The 18,754-nt window shown below is 72.6% G+C and carries 21 protein-coding genes; 4 read left to right on the top strand and 17 right to left on the bottom strand.

Annotation, left to right across the window (positions count from 1 at the left end):
- Positions 1 to 74 precede the first annotated feature (74 nt).
- The 3 genes from AC2CHG_RS21295 to AC2CHG_RS21305 all read right to left on the bottom strand — a co-directional run bounded on the left by AC2CHG_RS21295 (position 75) and on the right by AC2CHG_RS21305 (position 2,567).
- The gene (locus AC2CHG_RS21295) at positions 75 to 1,001 is read right to left on the bottom strand and encodes a diacylglycerol kinase family protein (protein ID WP_484525416.1); all 927 of its coding nucleotides are present in this window, start codon (positions 999 to 1,001) and stop codon (positions 75 to 77) included.
- Between the two features lie 107 nt (positions 1,002 to 1,108).
- On the bottom strand, positions 1,109 to 1,759 hold the full coding sequence (locus tag AC2CHG_RS21300) for a fasciclin domain-containing protein (protein ID WP_410054970.1): 651 nt from the start codon (positions 1,757 to 1,759) through the stop codon (positions 1,109 to 1,111).
- 109 nt (positions 1,760 to 1,868) lie between these two features.
- Positions 1,869 to 2,567, bottom strand: a complete 699-nt coding sequence (locus AC2CHG_RS21305; RefSeq protein WP_484525417.1) for a hypothetical protein — start codon at positions 2,565 to 2,567, stop codon at positions 1,869 to 1,871.
- Between the two features lie 186 nt (positions 2,568 to 2,753).
- Between AC2CHG_RS21305 and AC2CHG_RS21310 the strand changes: the two genes are divergently transcribed.
- Positions 2,754 to 3,638, top strand: coding sequence for an ABC transporter substrate-binding protein (locus AC2CHG_RS21310; protein WP_484525418.1), 885 nt, complete (start codon positions 2,754 to 2,756; stop codon positions 3,636 to 3,638).
- Between the two features lie 230 nt (positions 3,639 to 3,868).
- Here AC2CHG_RS21310 and tatC read toward each other — a convergent pair whose 3' ends face one another.
- From tatC to AC2CHG_RS21335, 5 genes are all read right to left on the bottom strand, one after another.
- A complete protein-coding gene (gene tatC / locus AC2CHG_RS21315) occupies positions 3,869 to 4,822 on the bottom strand; it encodes a twin-arginine translocase subunit TatC (protein ID WP_262016164.1) in 954 nt (317 codons plus the stop codon).
- 21 nt (positions 4,823 to 4,843) lie between these two features.
- The gene (tatA, locus tag AC2CHG_RS21320) at positions 4,844 to 5,170 is read right to left on the bottom strand and encodes a Sec-independent protein translocase subunit TatA (RefSeq protein ID WP_194801580.1); all 327 of its coding nucleotides are present in this window, start codon (positions 5,168 to 5,170) and stop codon (positions 4,844 to 4,846) included.
- Positions 5,171 to 5,387: 217 nt separating this feature from the next.
- Entirely contained in the window at positions 5,388 to 5,636 is a 249-nt protein-coding gene (locus AC2CHG_RS21325) for a hypothetical protein (protein ID WP_135239965.1), read from the bottom strand.
- Positions 5,637 to 5,646: 10 nt separating this feature from the next.
- Positions 5,647 to 6,654 (bottom strand): helix-turn-helix transcriptional regulator, encoded by a 1,008-nt coding sequence (locus AC2CHG_RS21330; RefSeq protein ID WP_484525419.1) that lies wholly within the window; start codon positions 6,652 to 6,654, stop codon positions 5,647 to 5,649.
- Positions 6,651 to 7,649, bottom strand: a complete 999-nt coding sequence (locus AC2CHG_RS21335; protein ID WP_013286115.1) for a helix-turn-helix transcriptional regulator — start codon at positions 7,647 to 7,649, stop codon at positions 6,651 to 6,653. The genes AC2CHG_RS21330 and AC2CHG_RS21335 overlap by 4 nt, the downstream gene beginning before the upstream one ends.
- A gap of 105 nt (positions 7,650 to 7,754) precedes the next feature.
- On the opposite strand from AC2CHG_RS21335, the gene AC2CHG_RS21340 reads away from it, so the two are divergent.
- Positions 7,755 to 8,747, top strand: coding sequence for a cation diffusion facilitator family transporter (locus AC2CHG_RS21340; protein WP_484525420.1), 993 nt, complete (start codon positions 7,755 to 7,757; stop codon positions 8,745 to 8,747).
- 44 nt (positions 8,748 to 8,791) lie between these two features.
- Positions 8,792 to 9,877, top strand: a complete 1,086-nt coding sequence (locus AC2CHG_RS21345; RefSeq protein ID WP_484525421.1) for a DUF3866 family protein — start codon at positions 8,792 to 8,794, stop codon at positions 9,875 to 9,877.
- 87 nt (positions 9,878 to 9,964) lie between these two features.
- On the opposite strand, the gene AC2CHG_RS21350 is transcribed toward AC2CHG_RS21345, so the two are convergent.
- The 8 genes from AC2CHG_RS21350 to arc form a co-directional block, all read right to left on the bottom strand.
- Complete coding sequence (locus tag AC2CHG_RS21350) at positions 9,965 to 10,183, bottom strand: hypothetical protein (protein WP_262016167.1); 219 nt, start codon at positions 10,181 to 10,183, stop codon at positions 9,965 to 9,967.
- 59 nt (positions 10,184 to 10,242) lie between these two features.
- Entirely contained in the window at positions 10,243 to 11,601 is a 1,359-nt protein-coding gene (gene pafA, locus AC2CHG_RS21355) for a Pup--protein ligase (RefSeq protein WP_013286109.1), read from the bottom strand.
- Positions 11,602 to 11,749: 148 nt separating this feature from the next.
- Positions 11,750 to 12,583 (bottom strand): proteasome subunit alpha, encoded by an 834-nt coding sequence (gene prcA, locus AC2CHG_RS21360; protein WP_262016168.1) that lies wholly within the window; start codon positions 12,581 to 12,583, stop codon positions 11,750 to 11,752.
- A gap of 55 nt (positions 12,584 to 12,638) precedes the next feature.
- Complete coding sequence (gene prcB, locus AC2CHG_RS21365; RefSeq protein ID WP_181726645.1) at positions 12,639 to 13,478, bottom strand: proteasome subunit beta; 840 nt, start codon at positions 13,476 to 13,478, stop codon at positions 12,639 to 12,641.
- Entirely contained in the window at positions 13,397 to 13,579 is a 183-nt protein-coding gene (locus tag AC2CHG_RS21370) for an endonuclease domain-containing protein (protein ID WP_357208756.1), read from the bottom strand. Before AC2CHG_RS21370 ends, prcB begins: the two co-directional genes overlap by 82 nt.
- Before the next feature lie 75 nt (positions 13,580 to 13,654).
- The gene (locus AC2CHG_RS21375; RefSeq protein WP_013286106.1) at positions 13,655 to 13,861 is read right to left on the bottom strand and encodes a ubiquitin-like protein Pup; all 207 of its coding nucleotides are present in this window, start codon (positions 13,859 to 13,861) and stop codon (positions 13,655 to 13,657) included.
- A gap of 107 nt (positions 13,862 to 13,968) precedes the next feature.
- Positions 13,969 to 15,486 carry a depupylase/deamidase Dop gene (gene dop, locus AC2CHG_RS21380; RefSeq protein ID WP_355512578.1) on the bottom strand — a complete coding sequence of 506 codons (1,518 nt, stop codon included), beginning with the start codon at positions 15,484 to 15,486 and terminating at the stop codon, positions 13,969 to 13,971.
- Positions 15,487 to 15,652: 166 nt separating this feature from the next.
- Complete coding sequence (gene arc / locus AC2CHG_RS21385) at positions 15,653 to 17,434, bottom strand: proteasome ATPase (protein ID WP_018784497.1); 1,782 nt, start codon at positions 17,432 to 17,434, stop codon at positions 15,653 to 15,655.
- A gap of 177 nt (positions 17,435 to 17,611) precedes the next feature.
- On the opposite strand from arc, the gene AC2CHG_RS21390 reads away from it, so the two are divergent.
- On the top strand, positions 17,612 to 17,905 hold the full coding sequence (locus AC2CHG_RS21390) for a ferredoxin (RefSeq protein WP_043324386.1): 294 nt from the start codon (positions 17,612 to 17,614) through the stop codon (positions 17,903 to 17,905).
- Between the two features lie 57 nt (positions 17,906 to 17,962).
- On the opposite strand, the gene AC2CHG_RS21395 is transcribed toward AC2CHG_RS21390, so the two are convergent.
- A complete protein-coding gene (locus tag AC2CHG_RS21395; RefSeq protein ID WP_013476950.1) occupies positions 17,963 to 18,535 on the bottom strand; it encodes a hypothetical protein in 573 nt (190 codons plus the stop codon).
- Positions 18,536 to 18,754 lie beyond the last annotated feature (219 nt).

Raw genomic sequence — 18,754 nt, forward strand, 5'->3', positions numbered from 1 at the left:
GCCCTCGCCCGCGCCGCCTTCTCCAGCGCCGCCGGCCGTTCCCGGCCCGCCGTCCGCGGCGGACCCGGCGGGGGTCAGCGCAGCAGCCGCAGCGCCGCCGGCGCGGCGGTGACTGTCACCGGCAGGTCGAGGGAGCGTTCCCCGTCGGCGTACGTGGTGATGCCCTCGGCGGCCAGCTCCACCGTCCGCGCCCGGTAGACGCGCGCCAGCGGGTGCGTGACGTGGGTGCCCTGGTAGATCTGCGGCTTGACCCGCATCAGCGTGCGCCTGTCGAACCGGCCGCCCACCACCAGGTCCAGCAGGCCGTCGTGCGGGTCCGCGTCCGGGCAGATCCGCATGCCCCCGCCGTAGCTGGCCGTGTTCCCCACCGCGACGAGCACCGCGTCGACCTCCTGCGCCACCCCGTCGAGGACCAGCCGGTAGCGGCGCGGCCGCAGCCGGGCCAGCTCCACCACGATCGCCAGGTCGTACCGGCGCGGGCCGCGCGGCCAGCGCATCCGGTTCGCGCGTTCGTTGACGATCGCGTCGAAGCCGGCCGCGAGCACCGCGCCGAACCAGCGGCCGGCCTCGCCGGGCCGGGACAGCCGCGCCAGATCCACCGGCCGGGAGCGGCCGGCGGCGAGCGCCGCGGTGATCACCTCGACCGCGGCCGTCGGGTCGGCCGGGAAGCCGGTCTCCACCGCGAAGTCGTTGCCGGTGCCCGCCGGGACCGGCCCGAACGGCACATCGGTGCCGGCGACCGCCTGCATCGCCCGGTGCACGGTGCCGTCGCCGCCCACTGCGACGAGCGCCCCGGCGCCGCCGGCGACCGCGGTGTGGCACGCCGCCTCCGCCTCCTCGGGGGTACGCGCGCGCAGCAACTCGACCGGGCGGCCCGCTCCGGCGAGGCGCTCCAGGATCCCGGGCAGCAGACCCCGGTGCCGCCCCCGGCCCGCGGTCGGGTTGGCGAGCACGGCGACGGGGCCGGGCGGGACATGATCGTGCGCGGTCACGGCGAGCACCGTACGGCACAGCTCGCGCCGCCCACCAGACCCAGGTCACACGGCGGGTGGGCGGCACACGCCGACGGCGCCCGGCAGGGGGTGCCGGGCGCCGTGGCGGGGGTGGTTCAGGGGAGGTCGATCGGGCGCAGCACCCGGTCCACCGCGTGCGCGATCTGCTTGTTGCCCTTGTTGATGTCGTACCGCACCACCTTCGCGTTGCGGTCGCTGGTGTCGGCGTCGACCAGGCGCACCTCGCGGCCGTACCAGCAGCGCTTCACGTCCACCTCGACGGTGGCGCCGAGCGCGGTGGTCAGGTCCGCGCCGTCGGCCTTCAGCGCCGCCTTCCGGTCGATCGTCGCGCCGGGCACGACGTGGTAGAGCAGGACGTCCTCCACGGTGTCCACGCCCAGGCCGGCGACCGCGTCGAACGCGGCCTTCTCGCCGGGCAGCTTCTTCGCGGCGGTGATGTCCCGCACCAGCTCGCGGAACGCGTAGTCGTTCGGCACGAACGCGGTCAGCGCGACGGTGCCGTCGGTGAGCACCTTCACCGGCGAGTCCGGCTTGGCCTGCAGCACCGTCAGGACCGCCTTGGTGAGGACGTCGAAGTCCCGCGAGTTGCGGTCGAAGCCACTCTTGTCGGCGGTGAGCACGGCGGCCAGCGACCGCGTACCCGGCTGCTTGGTGCCGGCCTGGGCGGGCACGGCGACGGCGGTGGTGGCCACCGCCGCCGCGGTGGCGCCCACGGCCAGCCGGGCGGCGAGACGAGCGATGTTCATCGGGGAGCCTTTCGTCGAAGCGACCAGGTCCGTGACTGTCGTCACGACCATTGCTTCGCCCCGACCCTCCCCGGTGGATGCACCCGGATCGACGGTTTTCGCGGCCGCCTCAGCGCACCACCAGCCGCTTGCTCACCGACGGCACGCCGTCGCCCTTGACCTTCAGCGACCAGTCCCCCGCCGCGCCCAGTGTCACCACCGTCTCGGCCGTGCCGTTGGCCTCGGCCTTCATCTCGGCGACCCGCTTGCCGTCGGGGTTGAGCACGTACAGCGTCCGGGCCCCGGCGGTCTTGTTCGTCACCTTGAACGCGAGCTTCTCGCCGGGCTCCGCGATCAGGGCGTCCACACCGGTCATCGCGTCGTCCGTCAGCTCGATCGTCACCGACCGGTCGTAGGCCACCTCGGCCGCGGCGCTGGCCAGGTTGCCGTCGTCGGACACGATGATCTTCGTGCGCACGCCGTCGCCCTGCCGGCCGGGCTTGCAGGCCACCTCGTACGTGCCGGTCTGCAGCGACGCGCGCAGGTCGCCGGTGCGGCCCGCCGGCACGTCCGCGACCTCGGCGATCACCTTGGTGAAGGCGTCGCCCTCCCGGCCGTAGACGTATACCCCGGTGGCCTGCTGGCCCCGGTTGGTCACGGTGAAGGTGACGGTGCCGGGGGTGAACAGCGTGGTGGTGACCTCGCAACTGGTGTCGGTGGCGGTCACCGGCACCTGCTGGCCTTTCGGCGCGGGCTCGTCGTCACCGCAGGCGGTGAGCGCGGTGGCCGCGCAGAGGACGGTCAGGACGGCGGCGGTACGGCTCTTCATCGGGTTCTCCGGAGCGCAGGTCAGACGGGCTGACCGGAACGGGGCGCCGACGCACCCCGGCACACCGCCCGGGGGGCTCGGCGGAGTCAGCAGAGTCTAAGCGGGTACGGCGTCCCGGCAAGGCCCGAGGGCGACCGAAGTCCGGCCCCGGCCGGCGGTGGTCCGCGCGCGGGGCATGATGGCGGCATGCGGCTGGTCTCCCTGCTCCCCTCCGCCACCGAGATCGTGTACGCGCTCGGCCTCGGCGACGACCTGGTCGGCGTCACGTTCGAGTGCGAGGTGCCCGCGTCGTACCGGTCGGGCACCACAGTGGTCGTCGGCGGCCGGGACACCCGCGGCATGAGTCCCGGCGACATCGACGCGTACGTCCGGGCGCAGGTGGCGGCCGGCGCCGACCTCTACACGCTGCACGCCGGTGCGCTGGCCGGGCTGGACCCGGACCTGATCCTCACCCAGGACCTGTGCCGCGTCTGCGCGCTGCCCTCGGGCCGGGTCGCCGACGCCGTGGACCACCTGGGGTGCCGGGCCGACGTGCTGTCACTCGACCCGTACACCCTCGACGACGTGCTGGCGTCGATCCGCGCGGTCGGCACGGCGGCCCGGGTGCCGGAACGCGCGGAGGCCCTCGTCGACGGTCTGCGGGCCCGGCTCGCGGCGGTCCGCGCGGCGGTGGCGGGCCGGCCCCGGCCACGGGTCGCGGTGGTCGAGTGGGTCGACCCGCCGTTCGGCGCCGGGCACTGGATCCCCGACCTGGTCGACGTCGCCGGCGGCGAGCCGGTCGCCACCCATCGCCGCGCCCGGTCCACGCCCACCACCTGGGCGGCGCTACGGTCCGCCCGTCCCGAGGTGGTGCTGGTGGCGCCGTGCGGGTTCCGTCTCGACGGCGCGGCCGAGCAGGCCGCCGCGGTGGCCGGTCACTTCCCGGACGCGCAGGTGTGGGCGCTGGACGCGGACGGGCTGATCGTGCGCGCCGGGCCGCGCCTGGTCGACGGCGCCGAGACCATAGCCGCCATCCTGCACCCGGATTCCGTCCCCCCACCCCACCCCACAGCAGCCCGCCGCCTCACCTGACCGCCCCGCCCCGCCCCGCCCCGCCCCGCCCCGCCCCGCCCCGCCCCGCCCCGGCGATCTTGCAGTTTCGGCCCGGGCAAAGAGTGGATATCGGGCACTGGGCGGGCACAAAGTCCAAGATCGACGTGGGATGGGGTGGGGCGCGCCGGGAGGGGTAGGAAGGGCTGCCGTGGAGACGCGGACGCCGTCCCCGTGAGGTGGGGACGGCGTCCGGCGGTGAGCGGGGTCGGTCAGGTCATGTCGTCGTAGCGGCGCTCGATCGGCTTCGGGGCGACGATCGGCTCGGGTGCGCCGATCGGCTCGGACGCCGCGATCCGGCCGCCGGTGGGCACCGGCTCGTCCGACAGGTCCAGCGGTGACACCTCGTCGTCGGCGATGCCGGCGTAGGCCTCACGGCCGCGGCCGCGCCGCCTGTCGTTGAGGAACGCCACCCCCACCGCGGCGAAGTAGAGCGCGCAGAGGCAGATCGCCAGCGCGGTCATGCCGAACGGGTCGGGCGTCGGCGTCACCACGGCGGAGAACGCGAAGAACACGAACACCGCCACCCGCCACCAGCTCAGCAGTCGCTTGGCGCTGGCCAGGCCGACGAAGTTGAGCATCAGCACGATCAGCGGGAACTCGAACGCCACACCGAACAGCAGGATCAGGTTCGTGACGAACGATATGTAGCGGGTCACCTCGAGATTGGTCGCGATGTCGTCGCCGGAGACGTCGAGCAGGAACTCGAGCCCCTTGGTGGTGACGAAGAACGCCAGCACCGCGCCGGCCGCGAACAGCGGGGCCGCCAGGGCGGTGAAGACGTACGCGTACCGCCGCTCGTGGCGGTGCAGGCCGGGTGCGATGAACGCCCAGAGCTGGTAGAGCCAGATCGGCGCGGCGATGATCAGGCCCACCCAGAGGCCGATCTTGAGGTTCAGCAGGAAGACGTCGGCGACACCGAGCTGCACGAACTTGCACTTGCCGGTCGCCGGGTCGAACGACTGCGGCAGGTCGCAGTAGGGCTTCGACAGCAGCACCCGGACCGGCTCGGCCAGCCAGATGCCGAAGCCGAAGCCGACCAGGATCGCCAGCGACGCCCGGAACAGCCGGTTACGCAGCTCACGGATGTGCTCGATGAGCGTCATCGAGCCGTCGGCGGCCCGCGCGAAGTTGCTCGGGCCGCGCTTCTTCAACCCGAAGGCCACGGTGATTGAGGCCCTCTCGGATCAGTTCTCGCGGACGCGCTGCACCGGGTCGGCCGGCGGGGCCACGGGCTGCTGCGGCTGCGGCGCGTACGGCTGCTGCGTGTACTGCTGCTGGGCGTACGGCTGCCCCTGCACGGGCTGCTGCGGCTGGAGCGGCTGGTAGCCGGCCTGCGCGTCGGCCTTCTCGGCGAGATCGCGGTCGTCGTCGTGCAGGCTCTTGGTCTCGGCCTTGATGATCCGCAGCGAGCGGCCCAGCGAGCGGGCCGCGTCGGGGAGCCGCTTCGCGCCGAACAGCAGGATCAGCACGACCACGAGTACGGCGATGTGCCACGGCTTGAGGGCACCCATGGGAAGCTCCAGTCGCTCTGTGTCGGTGAGGGGTAGGTCGTCGCCCATCGTACGTGTGTCGCAGCGGCTTGCCACCCCCGCGGGCCTGCCGGTGCGGGCCCGATCGGTGAAGTTTCGACCAACCCGAAGTGTCCCGTCAACCGTCCAGGTCCGCGCATTCCTGCGCGTAACCACCCGGGAACGCGCAGACGACGCTCACCGGGCCGACAGCCGTCGATCAGTCGCCGCGCTTGGCCTTGATCAACGTGATCCGCTCCTGCGCGAGCGCCGCCCGCTCCTGGAGCGACTCGGCCCGCGCCTGCAACTGCTCGGCGGCCGACCGCAGCGACTCGGCCTCGCCCGCCCGGCGCTGCAACGCCAGCGCGGAACGGCGCAGCCCAGGCAGGCGGCTCACCACCGGACGGATCGCCAGGGCCAGTACGACCAGCGCGAACACCACGACCCCGAGCACGATCCACGTCACCACGGCGGTCAGCCTATCGGGTGACGCCGGAGGCCGCCGGGTCGGCGCTGCCGGCCGGGGCGGCGTACGCGTCGAGCGCCGCCACGGCCTGGGCGCGTACCTGCTCGGCCAGCTCGGCCGGGGCCACCACGGTCACCTCCGGGCCGAGCCCGAGCACGAACCGCCGGGCCCACCCGAGGTCGGTGACGCGCAGCGACACCACCCACTGCTCGCCGTCGGCCTCGACCCGCTCGCACGGATAGTATTCGGTGATCCACCGCTCGCCCCGGCCGATCCGCAGCGTGATCAGCGGCAGGTCGGCCGACGGGCGGAACACCCCGTCGCTCAGATCGTGCGGGCGGGCCTGCGGCGGCACGACCGCCTGCTCCGGCAGCTCGGTCACCGCGTCGATCCGGTCCGCCCGGAACAGCCGCACCGCCTCGGCGCGGCGGCACCACGCCTCCACGTACGCCCGGCCGCCGACCATCAGCATCCGCAGCGGGTCGATGGTGCGTTCGGTGGTCTCGTCCCGGGCCGCCGTGTAGTAGGTGATCCGCAGCGCCCGGCCACGCTCGACGGCGGCGCGCAGCTCGCGTACCCGGGCGCTGTCACCTGGCAGACGGACCTCGACCGGCGCTCCGGCCAGGTCACCGGCGGCGTTCTCGATCTTGGCGAGTGCCCGCTCGACCGCCTCCCGGTTGGCCACGCCCGGCGTCTCGGCGATCATCCGCAGCGCCACCACCAGCGCCAGGGCCTCGTCCGGGGTGAGCCGCAGCGGCCGGTCGATGCCGGCGTCGTAGGTGATCGTCACCCGGTCGCCGTCGAACGCCATGTCGATCAGGTCACCGGGGCCGTAGCCGGGCAGCCCGCACACCCAGAGCAGTTCCAGGTCCTCCCGGAGCTGCTTCTCGGTCACGCCGAGGTCGTGCGCCGCCTCGGCGATCTCGATGCCGGGCCGGGCCAGCAGGTAGGGCACCAGGTTGAGCAGCCGCGCCAGCCGGTCGGCGGAGGCACGGCCCGCGCGGGCCGCCGGGCGGGTCACCGGGCACCCCCGGTCACTGCCAGCTCGTCGTGGCGGGCGGCGACCTCCTTGAGGCGCTGGATGACCGCCTCCCGCACCTCCGGTGGCTCCAGCACGCGGACGTCCGGGCCGTACCCGACGATCTGACCGGCCAGGTAGTCGGCGTCGGCGTACGGCAGCACCAGCCGGTCGCCGTCCGGACCGGCCTGGCACTCCACCGCCCAGCGGCGCAGCCCGGCGGCGCGCCCCGGTGTGGCCAGCACGGTGGCCCGGCCGGTGCGCTCCACCGGCCCGGACCAGCGGGCCACGTGGCTGATCAGGTCGACACCGGCGGGCGGCTCGTAGGCGCCCGGCTCGCCGGTCGCCCGGACCGTGCCGACCACCCGGGACAGCCGGAAGCAGCGGGTCGCCGCGCGGTCCAGGTCGTGGCCGACCACGTACCACCGGCCGCGCCAGCACACCACGCCCCACGGCTGCACCCGGCGGCGGGTGGGCGCGTCCCGGTCCGGCACCCGGTAGTCGAAGCTCACCTCGCGGCGGTCCCGCGCGGCGGCGGTGAGCGGCGCGAACGCCGGGTCGACAGTCACCATCGGCTCCAGGCCCAGCGTGGCCTGCGGGTCGACGTCGATGCCGGCGGCGCGCAGCTTCGCCAGCCCGGACGACGCGGCAGCGGCCAGGCCGGCGTGCTGCCACAGCCGAGCGGCGATGCCCACCGCGGCGGCCTCGTCCGGTTCGAGCGGGATGTCGGGCAACGCGTACGCGCGCGGCGCGATCCGGTAACCCGGCTCGGCGTCGAAGACGCTCGCCGTGCCGGTCTCCAGCGGCACCCCCAGCTCACGCAGCTCGGCCTTGTCGCGCTCGAACTTGCGCTGGAACGCCTCGTGGTCCTTGGCGTCGTCCGGGTCGTGCTCGTAGCCGGGCACGGTCGCGGCGATCTGCGCGGCGGTCAGGAAGCGTCGCGTCGACAGCAGGCAGATCACCAGGTTGACCAGGCGTTCGGTACGGGTCCGGGACACGGCCCAAACGCTAGCAGCCCGCACGTCGGGCGCGGGCACCCGCGCGGCGCGGCGCGGGGGTCTTCCCGCCCGGCGGCGGACATCGACCGGTCATAGGGTGATCGCATGGCGGAACCGGAGGTCAAGACCGAGAGCGTCGGCACCGTCGTGGTGGCCGGCGCGGCGAACCTCGCCATCGCCGTCGCCAAGCTGGTCGCGGGCCTGATCTCCGGCTCGGCGGCGATGCTCTCCGAGGCCGCCCACTCGCTCGCCGACACCACCACCGAGGTACTGCTCTACCTGGCACTGCGCCGCGGCGCGCGGCCCGCCGACACCCGGCACCCCTTCGGGTACGGCAAGGAGAGCTACGTCTGGGCGTTCCTCGCCGCGCTGTTCACCTTCGTCGCCGGGGCGGGCTTCGCCATCACGCACGGCGTCACCACCATCCTGGTGCACGAGCACAGCGGCGAATACCTCGTCGCGTACGTGGTGCTGGCGGTCTCCTTCGCGATCGAGTCGGTGTCGCTGGCCCGGGCGGTCCGGCAGGTGCGCGGCGAGTCCCGCCGCTGGGGCACCACCCCGCGCCGCTACCTGCGCCTGACCGCCGACACCACCGTCAAGGCGGTCTTCCTGGAGGACAGCGCCGCGCTGATCGGCCTGCTGATCGCCGCCGGCGGGCTCACCCTGTCGCACCTGACCGGCGACGAGTTGTACGACGGCATCGCCTCGATCCTCATCGGCGTGCTGCTGCTCGTGGTCGCCGCCGTCCTGGCGCGCAGCAACATCTCGCTGCTTGTGGGCCGCTCGGTGTCGGACCGGCTGCACCGGCGCATCGAACGGGAACTGGCCGACGTGCCGACGGTGGACCGGGTCGACACGCTGATGACCATGTTCCTCGGCCCGGACGACATCCTCGTCGCCGCCAAGGTCGACTTCCGCGACGACGCCACCGGCGCCGACATCGAGGCCGCGGCCGACGGGGCCGAACGCCGGCTCACCGGGCACTTCCCGGAGATCGCGTACGTCTTCCTCGACCCCACCCGGTCCCGCTCGGCCGGCCGGACTGCCCGCACCACCCAGGACGAGGCGGGCCGCCCGGTCGACGACCCGGACGCCTGACCCGCCCGGCGCCCGTCCCGGTGGCGGCCGATACCGTGCACCGCATGGTGCGATGGCGGTCCGGCACGGTGACGACGGTACGGCGACGGTGGACCGGCGCCGTCGAACTCGACGTCGACCTGCCCGACGGCACCAGGATGCGCGCCCTGGCCTACCCGGCCCTGGTCGGCGAGCCGGAACCCGGTGACCGGGTGCTCCTCAACGCGGGCGCGCTGCTGATGGGCCTCGGCACCGGCGGCTACGCGCTGGTCGTCGCGCTGCCCGACCGGCTGCCCCCGGACCCGCCGCAGGCCGGCGACAGCCGCGACGCCGGGCATCTGGTCAAGGCCCGCTACACGCCACTGCAACCGATCCTGCTCGGCGTGGACGAGGAAGCGTCACCGCACCACGACCGGCTCGCCGCCGCCGACACCGTCGACGGCATGCCGGTGGTCACCGCCGACCTGCACTCCGCGCTGCCGGCGATCCTGGCCGGGGTACGCGTCGACGCGCCCGACGCCCGGGTCGCGTACGTGCTGACCGACGGCGGGGCGCTGCCGGCCTGGTTCTCCCGCACCCTGGCCGGGCTGGCCGGGCACCTCGTGGGGACGGTGAGCGTGGGCCAGGCGTTCGGCGGCGACCTGGAGGCGAGCACGCTGCACAGCGGCCTGCTCGCCGCCCGGCACGTGCTCGACGCCGACCTGACGATCGTCGCCCAAGGTCCGGGCAACCTCGGCACCGGCACCCGGTGGGGCTTCTCCGGCGTCGCCGTCGGCGAGGCGGTGAACGCGATCGCCACGCTGGGCGGACGCCCGGTCGGCTCGCTGCGCATCTCCGACGCCGACGCCCGGCCCCGGCACCGCGGCGTCTCCCACCACAGCCTGACCGCGTACGGCCGGGTGGCGCTGGCCCCCGCGGAGCTGGTCGTGCCGGATGGTCTCGACCCCGGCCTGGCCGCGGAGGTCGCCGCCGCGCTGACGCCGCTGGCCGACCGGCACCGGATCGTCACCGTGCCGACGGACGGCCTGGACGCGGCGCTGCGGGCAAGTCCGGTAGGCCTGTCCACGATGGGCCGGGGCCTGGACGCCGACCACGCCTACTTCCTGGCCGCGGCCGCCGCCGGCCGGTACGCGGCGGGCCTGCTGACCTGACCGGCGCGGCCCGCTGCCGGACCGCGGTGGCCGGCGTCGCGGGACAGGCGCGGCCGGCGTCGCGGACTCGGCTGACCGGCGCGGCGCTCAGCCGAGGAAGAGGATCAGCCCGAGCCAGGCGCCCACGATCAGCGCCAGCGCCACCGCCAGCACCCACGTCGGCACCGTGTAGTCGCCGCGCCTGTTGCGTTCGATCTCGGCGCGGATCTTCTCCCGCCGGCGGTCGATCCAGTTGAGCTTCTCGGTGCCGTCACGGTCCGAGGACGTCTCGCGGCCGGGCCCACCGGCGGATTCGGAAGTGTTCATCGCGACGCCAGCGTACCCGTGGACGGGCGGCCGGTGCCGGGCACCGGCCGCCCGCACGATCACATGCTGGCGATCAGCCGTTCGACCCGCTCGTCGTAGGCCCGGAACGGGTCCTTGCACAGCACCGTGCGCTGCGCCTGGTCGTTCAGCTTCAGGTGCACCCAGTCCACGGTGAAGTCGCGCCGCTTCTCCTGCGCGTGCCGGATGAACTCGCCGCGCAGCCGCGCCCGGGTCGTCTGCGGCGGCGTCTCCTTCGCCTCGAAGATCTCCGGGTCGGTCGCCACCCGGTCCACCTCGCGGCGGCGCTCCAGCAGCCCGTACAGGCCGCGCCCGCGCCGCAGGTCGTGGTAGGCCAGGTCCATCTGCGCCACCCGCGGGTGCGACAGCGGCAGGTCGTGCTTGCGCTGGTAGCGCTCGATCAGCTTCAGCTTGGTGACCCAGTCGATCTCCCGGGCCACCGGGTCCAGGTCGCCGGTCTCGACCGCGCGCAGCACCCGGCCCCACAGGTCGACCACTCGCTTCGCGGTCTGGTCGCCGCCCCGGCGCTCCACGAACTCCGTCGCCTTGGCCAGGTATTCCTGCTGGATCTCGAGCGCCGAGACCTCCTTGCCGGAGGCCAGCCGCACCTTGCGCCGGCCGGTGATGTCGTGCGACACCTCGCGGATGGCCCGGATCGGGTTCTCCAGCGTCAGGTCGCGCATCACCACGCCGGCCTCGATCATCCGCAGCACGATGTCGGCGGTGCCGACCTTCAGCAGCGTGGTGACCTCGTTCATGTTCGAGTCGCCGACGATCACGTGCAGCCGGCGGTAGCGCTCCGCGTCCGCGTGCGGCTCGTCCCGGGTGTTGATGATCGGCCGGCTGCGGGTCGTCGCCGACGAGACGCCCTCCCAGATGTGCTCGGCCCGCTGGGACAGGCAGTAGACCGCGCCGCGCGGCGTCTGCAGCACCTTGCCCGCACCGCAGATCAACTGCCGGGTGACCAGGAACGGGATGAGCACGTCGGCCAGCCGGCCGAACTCGCCGTGCCGGGACACCAGGTAGTTCTCGTGGCAGCCGTACGAGTTGCCGGCCGAGTCGGTGTTGTTCTTGAACAGGTAGATCTCGCCCGCGATGCCCTCGTCGTGCAGCCGCTTCTCCGCGTCGACGAGCAGCCCCTCCAGGATCCGCTCACCGGCCCGGTCGTGTGCCACCAGGTCGGTCACCGAGTCGCACTCCGGAGTCGCGTACTCCGGGTGCGAACCGACGTCGAGATAGAGGCGGGCGCCGTTGCGGAGGAACACGTTGCTCGACCGGCCCCACGACACCACCCGCCGGAACAGGTACCGCGCGACCTCGTCGGGGGACAGTCGGCGTTGCCCGCGATAGGTGCAGGTGACGCCGTACTCGGTTTCGAGGCCGAAGATTCGCCGCTCCATGATGAGACACTAGCCGCCCGGAGCCTCCGATGGGCAGCGCCGACGCTCGCCGCTTGCGATCTCCCCCACCGGATCGGGGAGGTGGCGGGCTCCGTACACGAAAGACCCCGCCACCTCGGCGAGGTGGCGGGGTCCGCGAGCGCGGATCTCACTCGGCGGGCTTGTCCTCCGCGTTGCCCTCCAGATCGGCCGAACCCGCCGACGTGGTCGGCTTCTTCGCCTCCTCCGTCGGCACCGTCGGCGTCTTCGCCCGGCCCGGCGCCGGCGCGACGTCCCCCTCGGCCTCGCCGTTCAGCAGCGCGGTCAGCGCCGCGCCGGTGATCCGCCGGAACGTACGCCCCACCCGGCGCCGGTCCAGGACCGCCACCTCGAGCTGGTTCGCGGCGATCGTGCGGGCCGCACCACCCTCGCCGCCGACGCTGCTCAGCGCCTTCATGGCGGCGCGGACCGCCTCCGACAGCGACATCTCCGGCCGATGCTCGTTCTTCAGCACCCCGCTGATCGCCTCGGCCTGGCCACCCATCGCCATCCGGCCCGGCTCGTCGTTCACCGAGCCGTCGTAGGTCACCCGGTAGAGGGAGTCGTCCTCGGCGCTGGCGCCCACCTCGGCCACGCAGATCTCCACCTCGAACGGCTTCGACTGCTCGGTGAAGATCGCGCCGAGCGTCTGCGCGTACGCGTTCGCCAGGGCCAGGCCGGTCACGTCGCGGCGGTCGTAGCTGAGCCCGTTGAGGTCGGCCATCCGCACGCCCGCGCGGCGCAGGTTCTCGAACTCGTTGTACCGGCCGACAGCGGCGAAGCCGATCCGGTCGTAGATCTCGCTGACCTTGTGCAGCGTGCTGGACAGGTTCTCGGCGACGAAGAGCACCCCGCCCGCGTAGCTCAGGACCACCGCGCTGCGGCCCCGGGCGATGCCCTTGCGGGCCAGCTCGGAGCGGTCGCGCATGATCTGCTCGGGCGAGGCGTAGAACTGCATGGCCACGGCGGCGGTTCTCCTTCTGCGGGACTGCTGACTCGGTGGACGGTGCGGGGCGGCATCAGCCGCCGGGGTTCTCCATCCGGCCGGACACCACGCTCTCCGCGATCGCCGCCGTCTCGGCGTCGGTGAGCCGGTGGGTGCCCTCGGCGGTAGCGGTCATCACGACCGGGTAGATCCGCCGGGTCAGGTCGGGGCCGCCGGTGGCGGTGTCGTCGTCCGCCGCGTCGTAGAGCGCCTCGACCGCCAGCCGCGTCGCGTCCTCGACCGACAGGCCGGCCCGGAACCGCTTCTTCAGCGCGGACTTGGCGAACAGCGAACCGGAGCCGATCGCGTCGTAACCGGTCTCCTCGTACGGGCCACCGGTCACGTCGAAGCTGAAGATCCGCCCGGCCCGCGCCGGGTCGCTCGCGGCCAGGTCGAAGCCGGCGAACAGCGGGATCACCGCGAGGCCCTGCATGGCCGCGCCCAGGTTGCCGCGGATCATCGACGCCAGCCGGTTGGCCTTGCCGTCGAGCGAGAGCATCGCGCCCTCGATCTTCTCGTAGTGCTCCAGCTCCACCTGGAACAGTCGCATCAGCTCGATGCCGATGCCGGCGGTGCCCGCGATGCCGACGAGCGAGTACGCGTCGGCCGGGTGCACCTTCTCGATGTCGCGCTGGGCGATCAGGTTGCCCATCGTGGCGCGCCGGTCGCCGGCCATGACCACACCACCGGCGGCCGAGATGGCCACGATGGTGGTCGCGTGCGGCGCCATGTCGGCGGCCATGCCGGGCGGCAGCGGCCGACGGCCGGGCAGCATCTCGGGGGCCACCTTGCTCAGGAACGCTGTGAAGGAGGACGTCCCCGCGTTGGTGAACACATCTGGAAGACGCCCGGATGGATCAAAACCCGCTGCCACGTGGTTCCTCTCAGGTACGTGATCGCCCCGGCCGGCCCCACGGGACTGTCCCGGGACCGGCCAAGACCACCGTTGCAGTTGAAGCAGATTATCCCGCGCACCCGTCCGGCGCGATCATCGTGGTGCCGGCGGTTGACGGCCCGCCCGTCGCCCTACGGACGAAACGGACATATGCCCTATTGACCGCCCTTTTGTACGTAGCCCCTCACGAACTCCTCGGCGTTCTCCTCCAGGACGGAGTCGATCTCGTCGAGCAGGTCGTCGACGTCCTCGGTGATCTCGGCGTGCCGCTCGGCCACCTCGGGGTTGGCCTCAGCGGTGACCTCCTCGACCTCCTCGCGGGACTTGCCGGACTGGGTCTGCCCACCCTCTTGCGTCGCCATGGTGGTGCCTCCTCCACGATCGCCTGCGATCAACTTACCTCGCGGGAGCGACGAAAGGCCCGTCGCGTGCCCGTTTCCGGCACCCGGCGGGCCTTCCGGCATCGGGGTCACCCGCCGGTGAGCGTCTCCAGCAGATCCTTAGCGCTCTCACAGCGGTCGAACAGCTCACCGACGTGCGCGCGGGTGCCCCGCTCGGGCTCCATCATCGGCACCCGGACCAGCGACTCCCGGCCCACGTCGAAGATGACCGAGTCCCAGCTCGCGGCGACCACCTCGGAGGCGTACCGGTCCAGGCAGCGGCCCCGGAAGTAGGCCCGGGTGTCCTCCGGCGGCTCGGTCATCGCGGTGCGTGTCTGCTCGTCGGTGAGCAGCGTCTTCATCGAGCCGCGCTGCACCAGCCGGTGGTAGAGGCCCTTCTCCGGCCGCACGTCGGAGTACTGCAGGTCGACCAGTTGCAGCTTGTGCGAGCCCCAGGCGAGCTTCTCCCGCTCCCGGTAACCCTCCAGCAGCCGCAGCTTGGCCACCCAGTCCAGTTCGTCGGCGCACTCGAAGGCGTCCCGGCCGAGCCGGTCCAGCACGCTCTCCCAGCGGCGCAGCACGTCGGCGGTCTGCGCGTCCACGTCCTTGCCGTAGCGGTCGTCCACGAAGGAGCTGACCCGCTCCAGGTACGCCCACTGCACGTCCAGCGCGGTGAGCTTGCGGCCGTCGCGCATCCGCATCAGGTGCTTGAGCGACGGGTCGTGGCTGACCGCGCGCAGTTCGGCCACCGGGTCGGCGATGCCCAGGTCCGCGCCGAGTGCCTTCTCCTCGATCATGGCGAGGATCAGCGAGGTGGTGCCGACCTTGAGGAACGTGGAGATCTCGGAGAGGTTGGCGTCGCCGATGATGACGTGCAGCCGGCGGTACTTGTCGGCGTCGGCGTGCGGCTCGTCCCGGGTGTTGATGATGGGCCGCTTGAGCGTCGTCTCCAGTCCCACCTCGACCTCGAAGAAGTCGGCCCGCTGGGAGATCTGGAAGCCGGCCTGGCCGCCGTCCTGGCCGATGCCGACCCGCCCGGCGCCGCAGACGATCTGCCGGGTGACGAAGAACGGCGTCAGGTACGCCACGATGTCGGCGAACGGCGTCTGCCGGCGCATCAGGTAGTTCTCGTGCGCGCCGTAGCTGGCGCCCTTGTTGTCGGTGTTGTTCTTGTACAGGTGGATCGGGTGGGTGCCCGGGATGGTCGCGGCGCGGCGGGCCGCCTCGGCCATCACCCGCTCCCCCGCCTTGTCCCACCGCACCACGTCGAGGGGGTTCGTCACCTCGGGCGTGGAGTACTCCGGGTGCGCGTGGTCGACGTAGAGGCGGGCGCCGTTGGTGAGTATGACGTTCGCCAGCCCGAGGTCCTCGTCGGCGAGCGCCTCGGCCGGGTCGTACGCGGCGCCGGAGTAGGTGAAGCCGCGGGCGTCGCGCAGTGGCGACTCCTCCTCGTAGTCCCAGCGGGCCCGGCCGCCCCGGTTGAGTTCCGGCCGCGCCCCGTAGGCGTTCACCACCTGGGAGGAGGTGACCATCGGGTTGGCTCCGGCCTGACCGGGCACGGAGATGCCGTACTCGACCTCGGTGCCCATGATCCGTCTAACGCTCATCGACCTGCCCGCTCCGCTCGCCGTCCCGGTCCCCGTCACGTCGAGCGTAGTCGGCGTGACGCGCGCAGGGGGCGCGGCGGCAGCGCCGGGTCCGGTGTGGCGGCTTCCCCGGTACGCGCGAAGGCCCGTGGCGCGTACGCCACGGGCCTTCGTCGAGGGGGTCGGACTACAGGTATTGACCGGTGTTGCTGGCGGTCTCGATGGACCGTCCGGCCTCGGCGCCCTTGCCGCCGGAGACGAGCGTGCGGATGTAGACGATCCGCTCGCCCTTCTTGCCGGAGATGCGCGCCCAGTCGTCGGGGTTGGTGGTGTTGGGCAGGTCCTCGTTCTCGCGGAACTCGTCGACGCAGGCGTCGAGCAGGTGCTGCAGCCGCAGACCCTTGCGGCCGGAGGTGAGGAACTCCTTGATGGCCATCTTCTTGCCCCGGTCGACGATGTTCTGGATCATCGCGCCGGAGTTGAAGTCCTTGAAGTAGAGGACTTCCTTGTCGCCGTTGGCGTAGGTGACCTCGAGGAAGCGGTTCTCCTCGGTCTCGGAGTACATCCGCAGGACCACCGCGTCGATCATCGCCGCGACGGTGGCCTGGGCGTCGCCGCCGTGTTCGGCCAGGTCGTCGGCGTGCAGCGGCAGGCCGGCGAGGATGTACTTGGAGAAGATGTCCTTCGCCGCCTCGGCGTCCGGCCGCTCGATCTTGATCTTCACGTCGAGCCGGCCGGGGCGCAGGATCGCCGGGTCGATCATGTCTTCCCGGTTGGAGGCGCCGATGACGATGACGTTCTCCAGGCCCTCGACGCCGTCGATCTCGCTGAGCAGCTGCGGGACGATGGTGTTCTCCACGTCGGAGGAGACGCCGGAGCCGCGGGTGCGGAACACGGAGTCCATCTCGTCGAAGAACACGATCACGGGGGTGCCCTCGCCGGCCTTCTCCCGCGCCCGCTGGAAGATCAGCCGGATGTGCCGCTCGGTCTCGCCGACGTACTTGTTGAGCAGCTCAGGGCCCTTGATGTTGAGGAAGAAGCTGGTGTGCCGCTCCTTGCCCTCCCGCTCGGCGATCTTCTTGGCCAGCGAGTTCGCCACCGCCTTGGCGATGAGCGTCTTGCCGCAGCCGGGCGGGCCGTAGAGCAGGATGCCCTTCGGCGGCCGGAGCTGGTGCTCGCGGAACAGGTCGGAGTGCAGGAAGGGCAGTTCCACCGCGTCGCGGATCTGCTCGATCTGCGCCTGGAGGCCACCGATGTCCTCGTAGTTGACGTCGGGCACCTCCTCCAGGACCAGTTCCTCGACCTCGCTCTTCGGGATCCGCTCGTACGCGTACGCCGAGCGGGGCTCGATCATGAGCGAGTCGCCGGCCCGGATCGCACTGCCGATCAGGGTCTCGGCGAGGTGCACGATGCGCTCCTCGTCGGAGTGCGAGACCACGAGCGCCCGGTCACCCGGAGCGCCCTCGGGGCCCGCCAGGATCTCCTTGAGCATCACCACCTCGCCGACCCGCTCGTAGCCGAACGCGTCGACGATGTTGAGCGCGTCGTTGAGCAGGACCTCCTGGCCACGGCGCAGCTCGTCGACCTCCAGCGAGGGCGAGACGGCCACCCGGAGCTTGCGCCCGCCGGTGAACACGTCCACCGTGCCGTCGTCGTGCTTGGCCAGGAAGACGCCGTAGCCACTCGGCGGCTGGGCGAGACGGTCGATCTCCTCCTTGAGCGTCACGATCTGCGCGCGAGCCTCCTTGAGGGTGCTCACGAGCCGTTCGTTGTTCTCGGTCAGCCGCGCCAACTGTGCCTGGGTGGCCGCCAGCCGCTCTTCGAGCTGCCGGACGTGTCGGGGGCTTTCGGTCAACTTGCGCCGCACCAGAGCGAGTTCCTCTTGCAGGAACGCGACCTGCGTGGAGAGATCGTGGGCTTCCTTTTCCCACCGTGCGGCGCGCGAGTCCGCGTCGTCGCTGCGTGCCACGTCCCACCTCCCCGGGGGGCTTGAACGTTCTGACCTAACACTAGCCGCTATGAGCCCGATTCGGTCCACAGCAACGCGCTCGTCACCGAAGCTTGATCGCGAAGGGCTGGTCGCGGGGCGGGTACGGGCGTTCGGGTACCGTCGGAGTGTGGGACGGGAGAACATGGGGGGTGCTTCGTGACCGACGTCGCGACCGACCAGTTGCAGGTCTGGGTGGATCAGGACCTCTGCACCGGTGACGGGCTCTGCGTGCAGTACGCGCCGGAGGTCTTCGAGTTCGACGTCGACGGCCTGGCGTACGTCAAGGGCCCGGACGGCGAGCTGCGGCAGGCCCCGGGCGCCCGGGTGGACGTGCCGGAGCACCTGCGCCTCGAGGTGATCGACTCGGCGAAGGAGTGCCCGGGCGAGTGCATCCACGTGGTGCGCGGCAGCGACGGCGTGGAGGTGGCCGGCCCGGAGGCCGACGACTGACCGTGGACGGACACGACGGGCCGGGGACACACGTTCCCGGCCCGTCGTGCGTCCGCCTCAGAGCAGGGGCCGGCCGACCACCGAGGCGACCAGCCGGGCGAACTCCTCCAGCCGGGCGATCTGCCCGGCCCCGCCGTCGTCCAGCGTCTTGCCGAAGCGCAGCGCGTCGTGCCGGGGCGCGCCGATCGCCTCGTCGCTGGGTGGCGCCTCGTCCAGCGAGCTGAGCAGCAGGTACACGTCGATGCTGTCGACCCGTACGGTGCCGTTGTCGGCGCGCATGAGCCGCCGCCGGCAGCCGACCTCGGTGACGGTGGACAGCGGCACCACCCGCAGCGACGAGGTCATCGCGCCGGGCGGCCCCTCCCCCGGCGGCACGTCCTCGCCGTGCCAGAGCACCAGCCGGCTGCCGTCGCAGACGACGACCTCCTGCCACACCCCGTTCACCTCGTTGACGAAGCGTTCCAGCGTGAAGCCGAGCACGGAGGCGCCGCGCAGCACGCCGTCGAGCGCCTCCAGCGCGATGTCCGGGTCCCGCAGGTACGCCCGCGCGGCCGACTCCAGGTCCGTGTAGGGCGACCAGTCCGGGAAGACGGCCGGCAGGTCGCCGTTGCCGTAGCCGGGGTTACTCACGCCGCCTCCCGCCCGGCCGCGCCGCCGTACTGCCACCGGTCCCGGTCACCGGCACGGGCACGCCGCCCGACGCGCGCCCCGATCCGCTCGCTCATGCCACCGTCTCCACCCGCTCAGGTGTCGTCCCCACCGGCACACATGATCCGCCCGTGCGCGCGCGCCCGCGCGGCGGGGGTCAGGACTCCTGCGGCTCCTCCGCCGCGCGGGCCGCGGCGGCGG

Source organism: Micromonospora sp. ATLC20 (genome assembly GCF_057196585.1).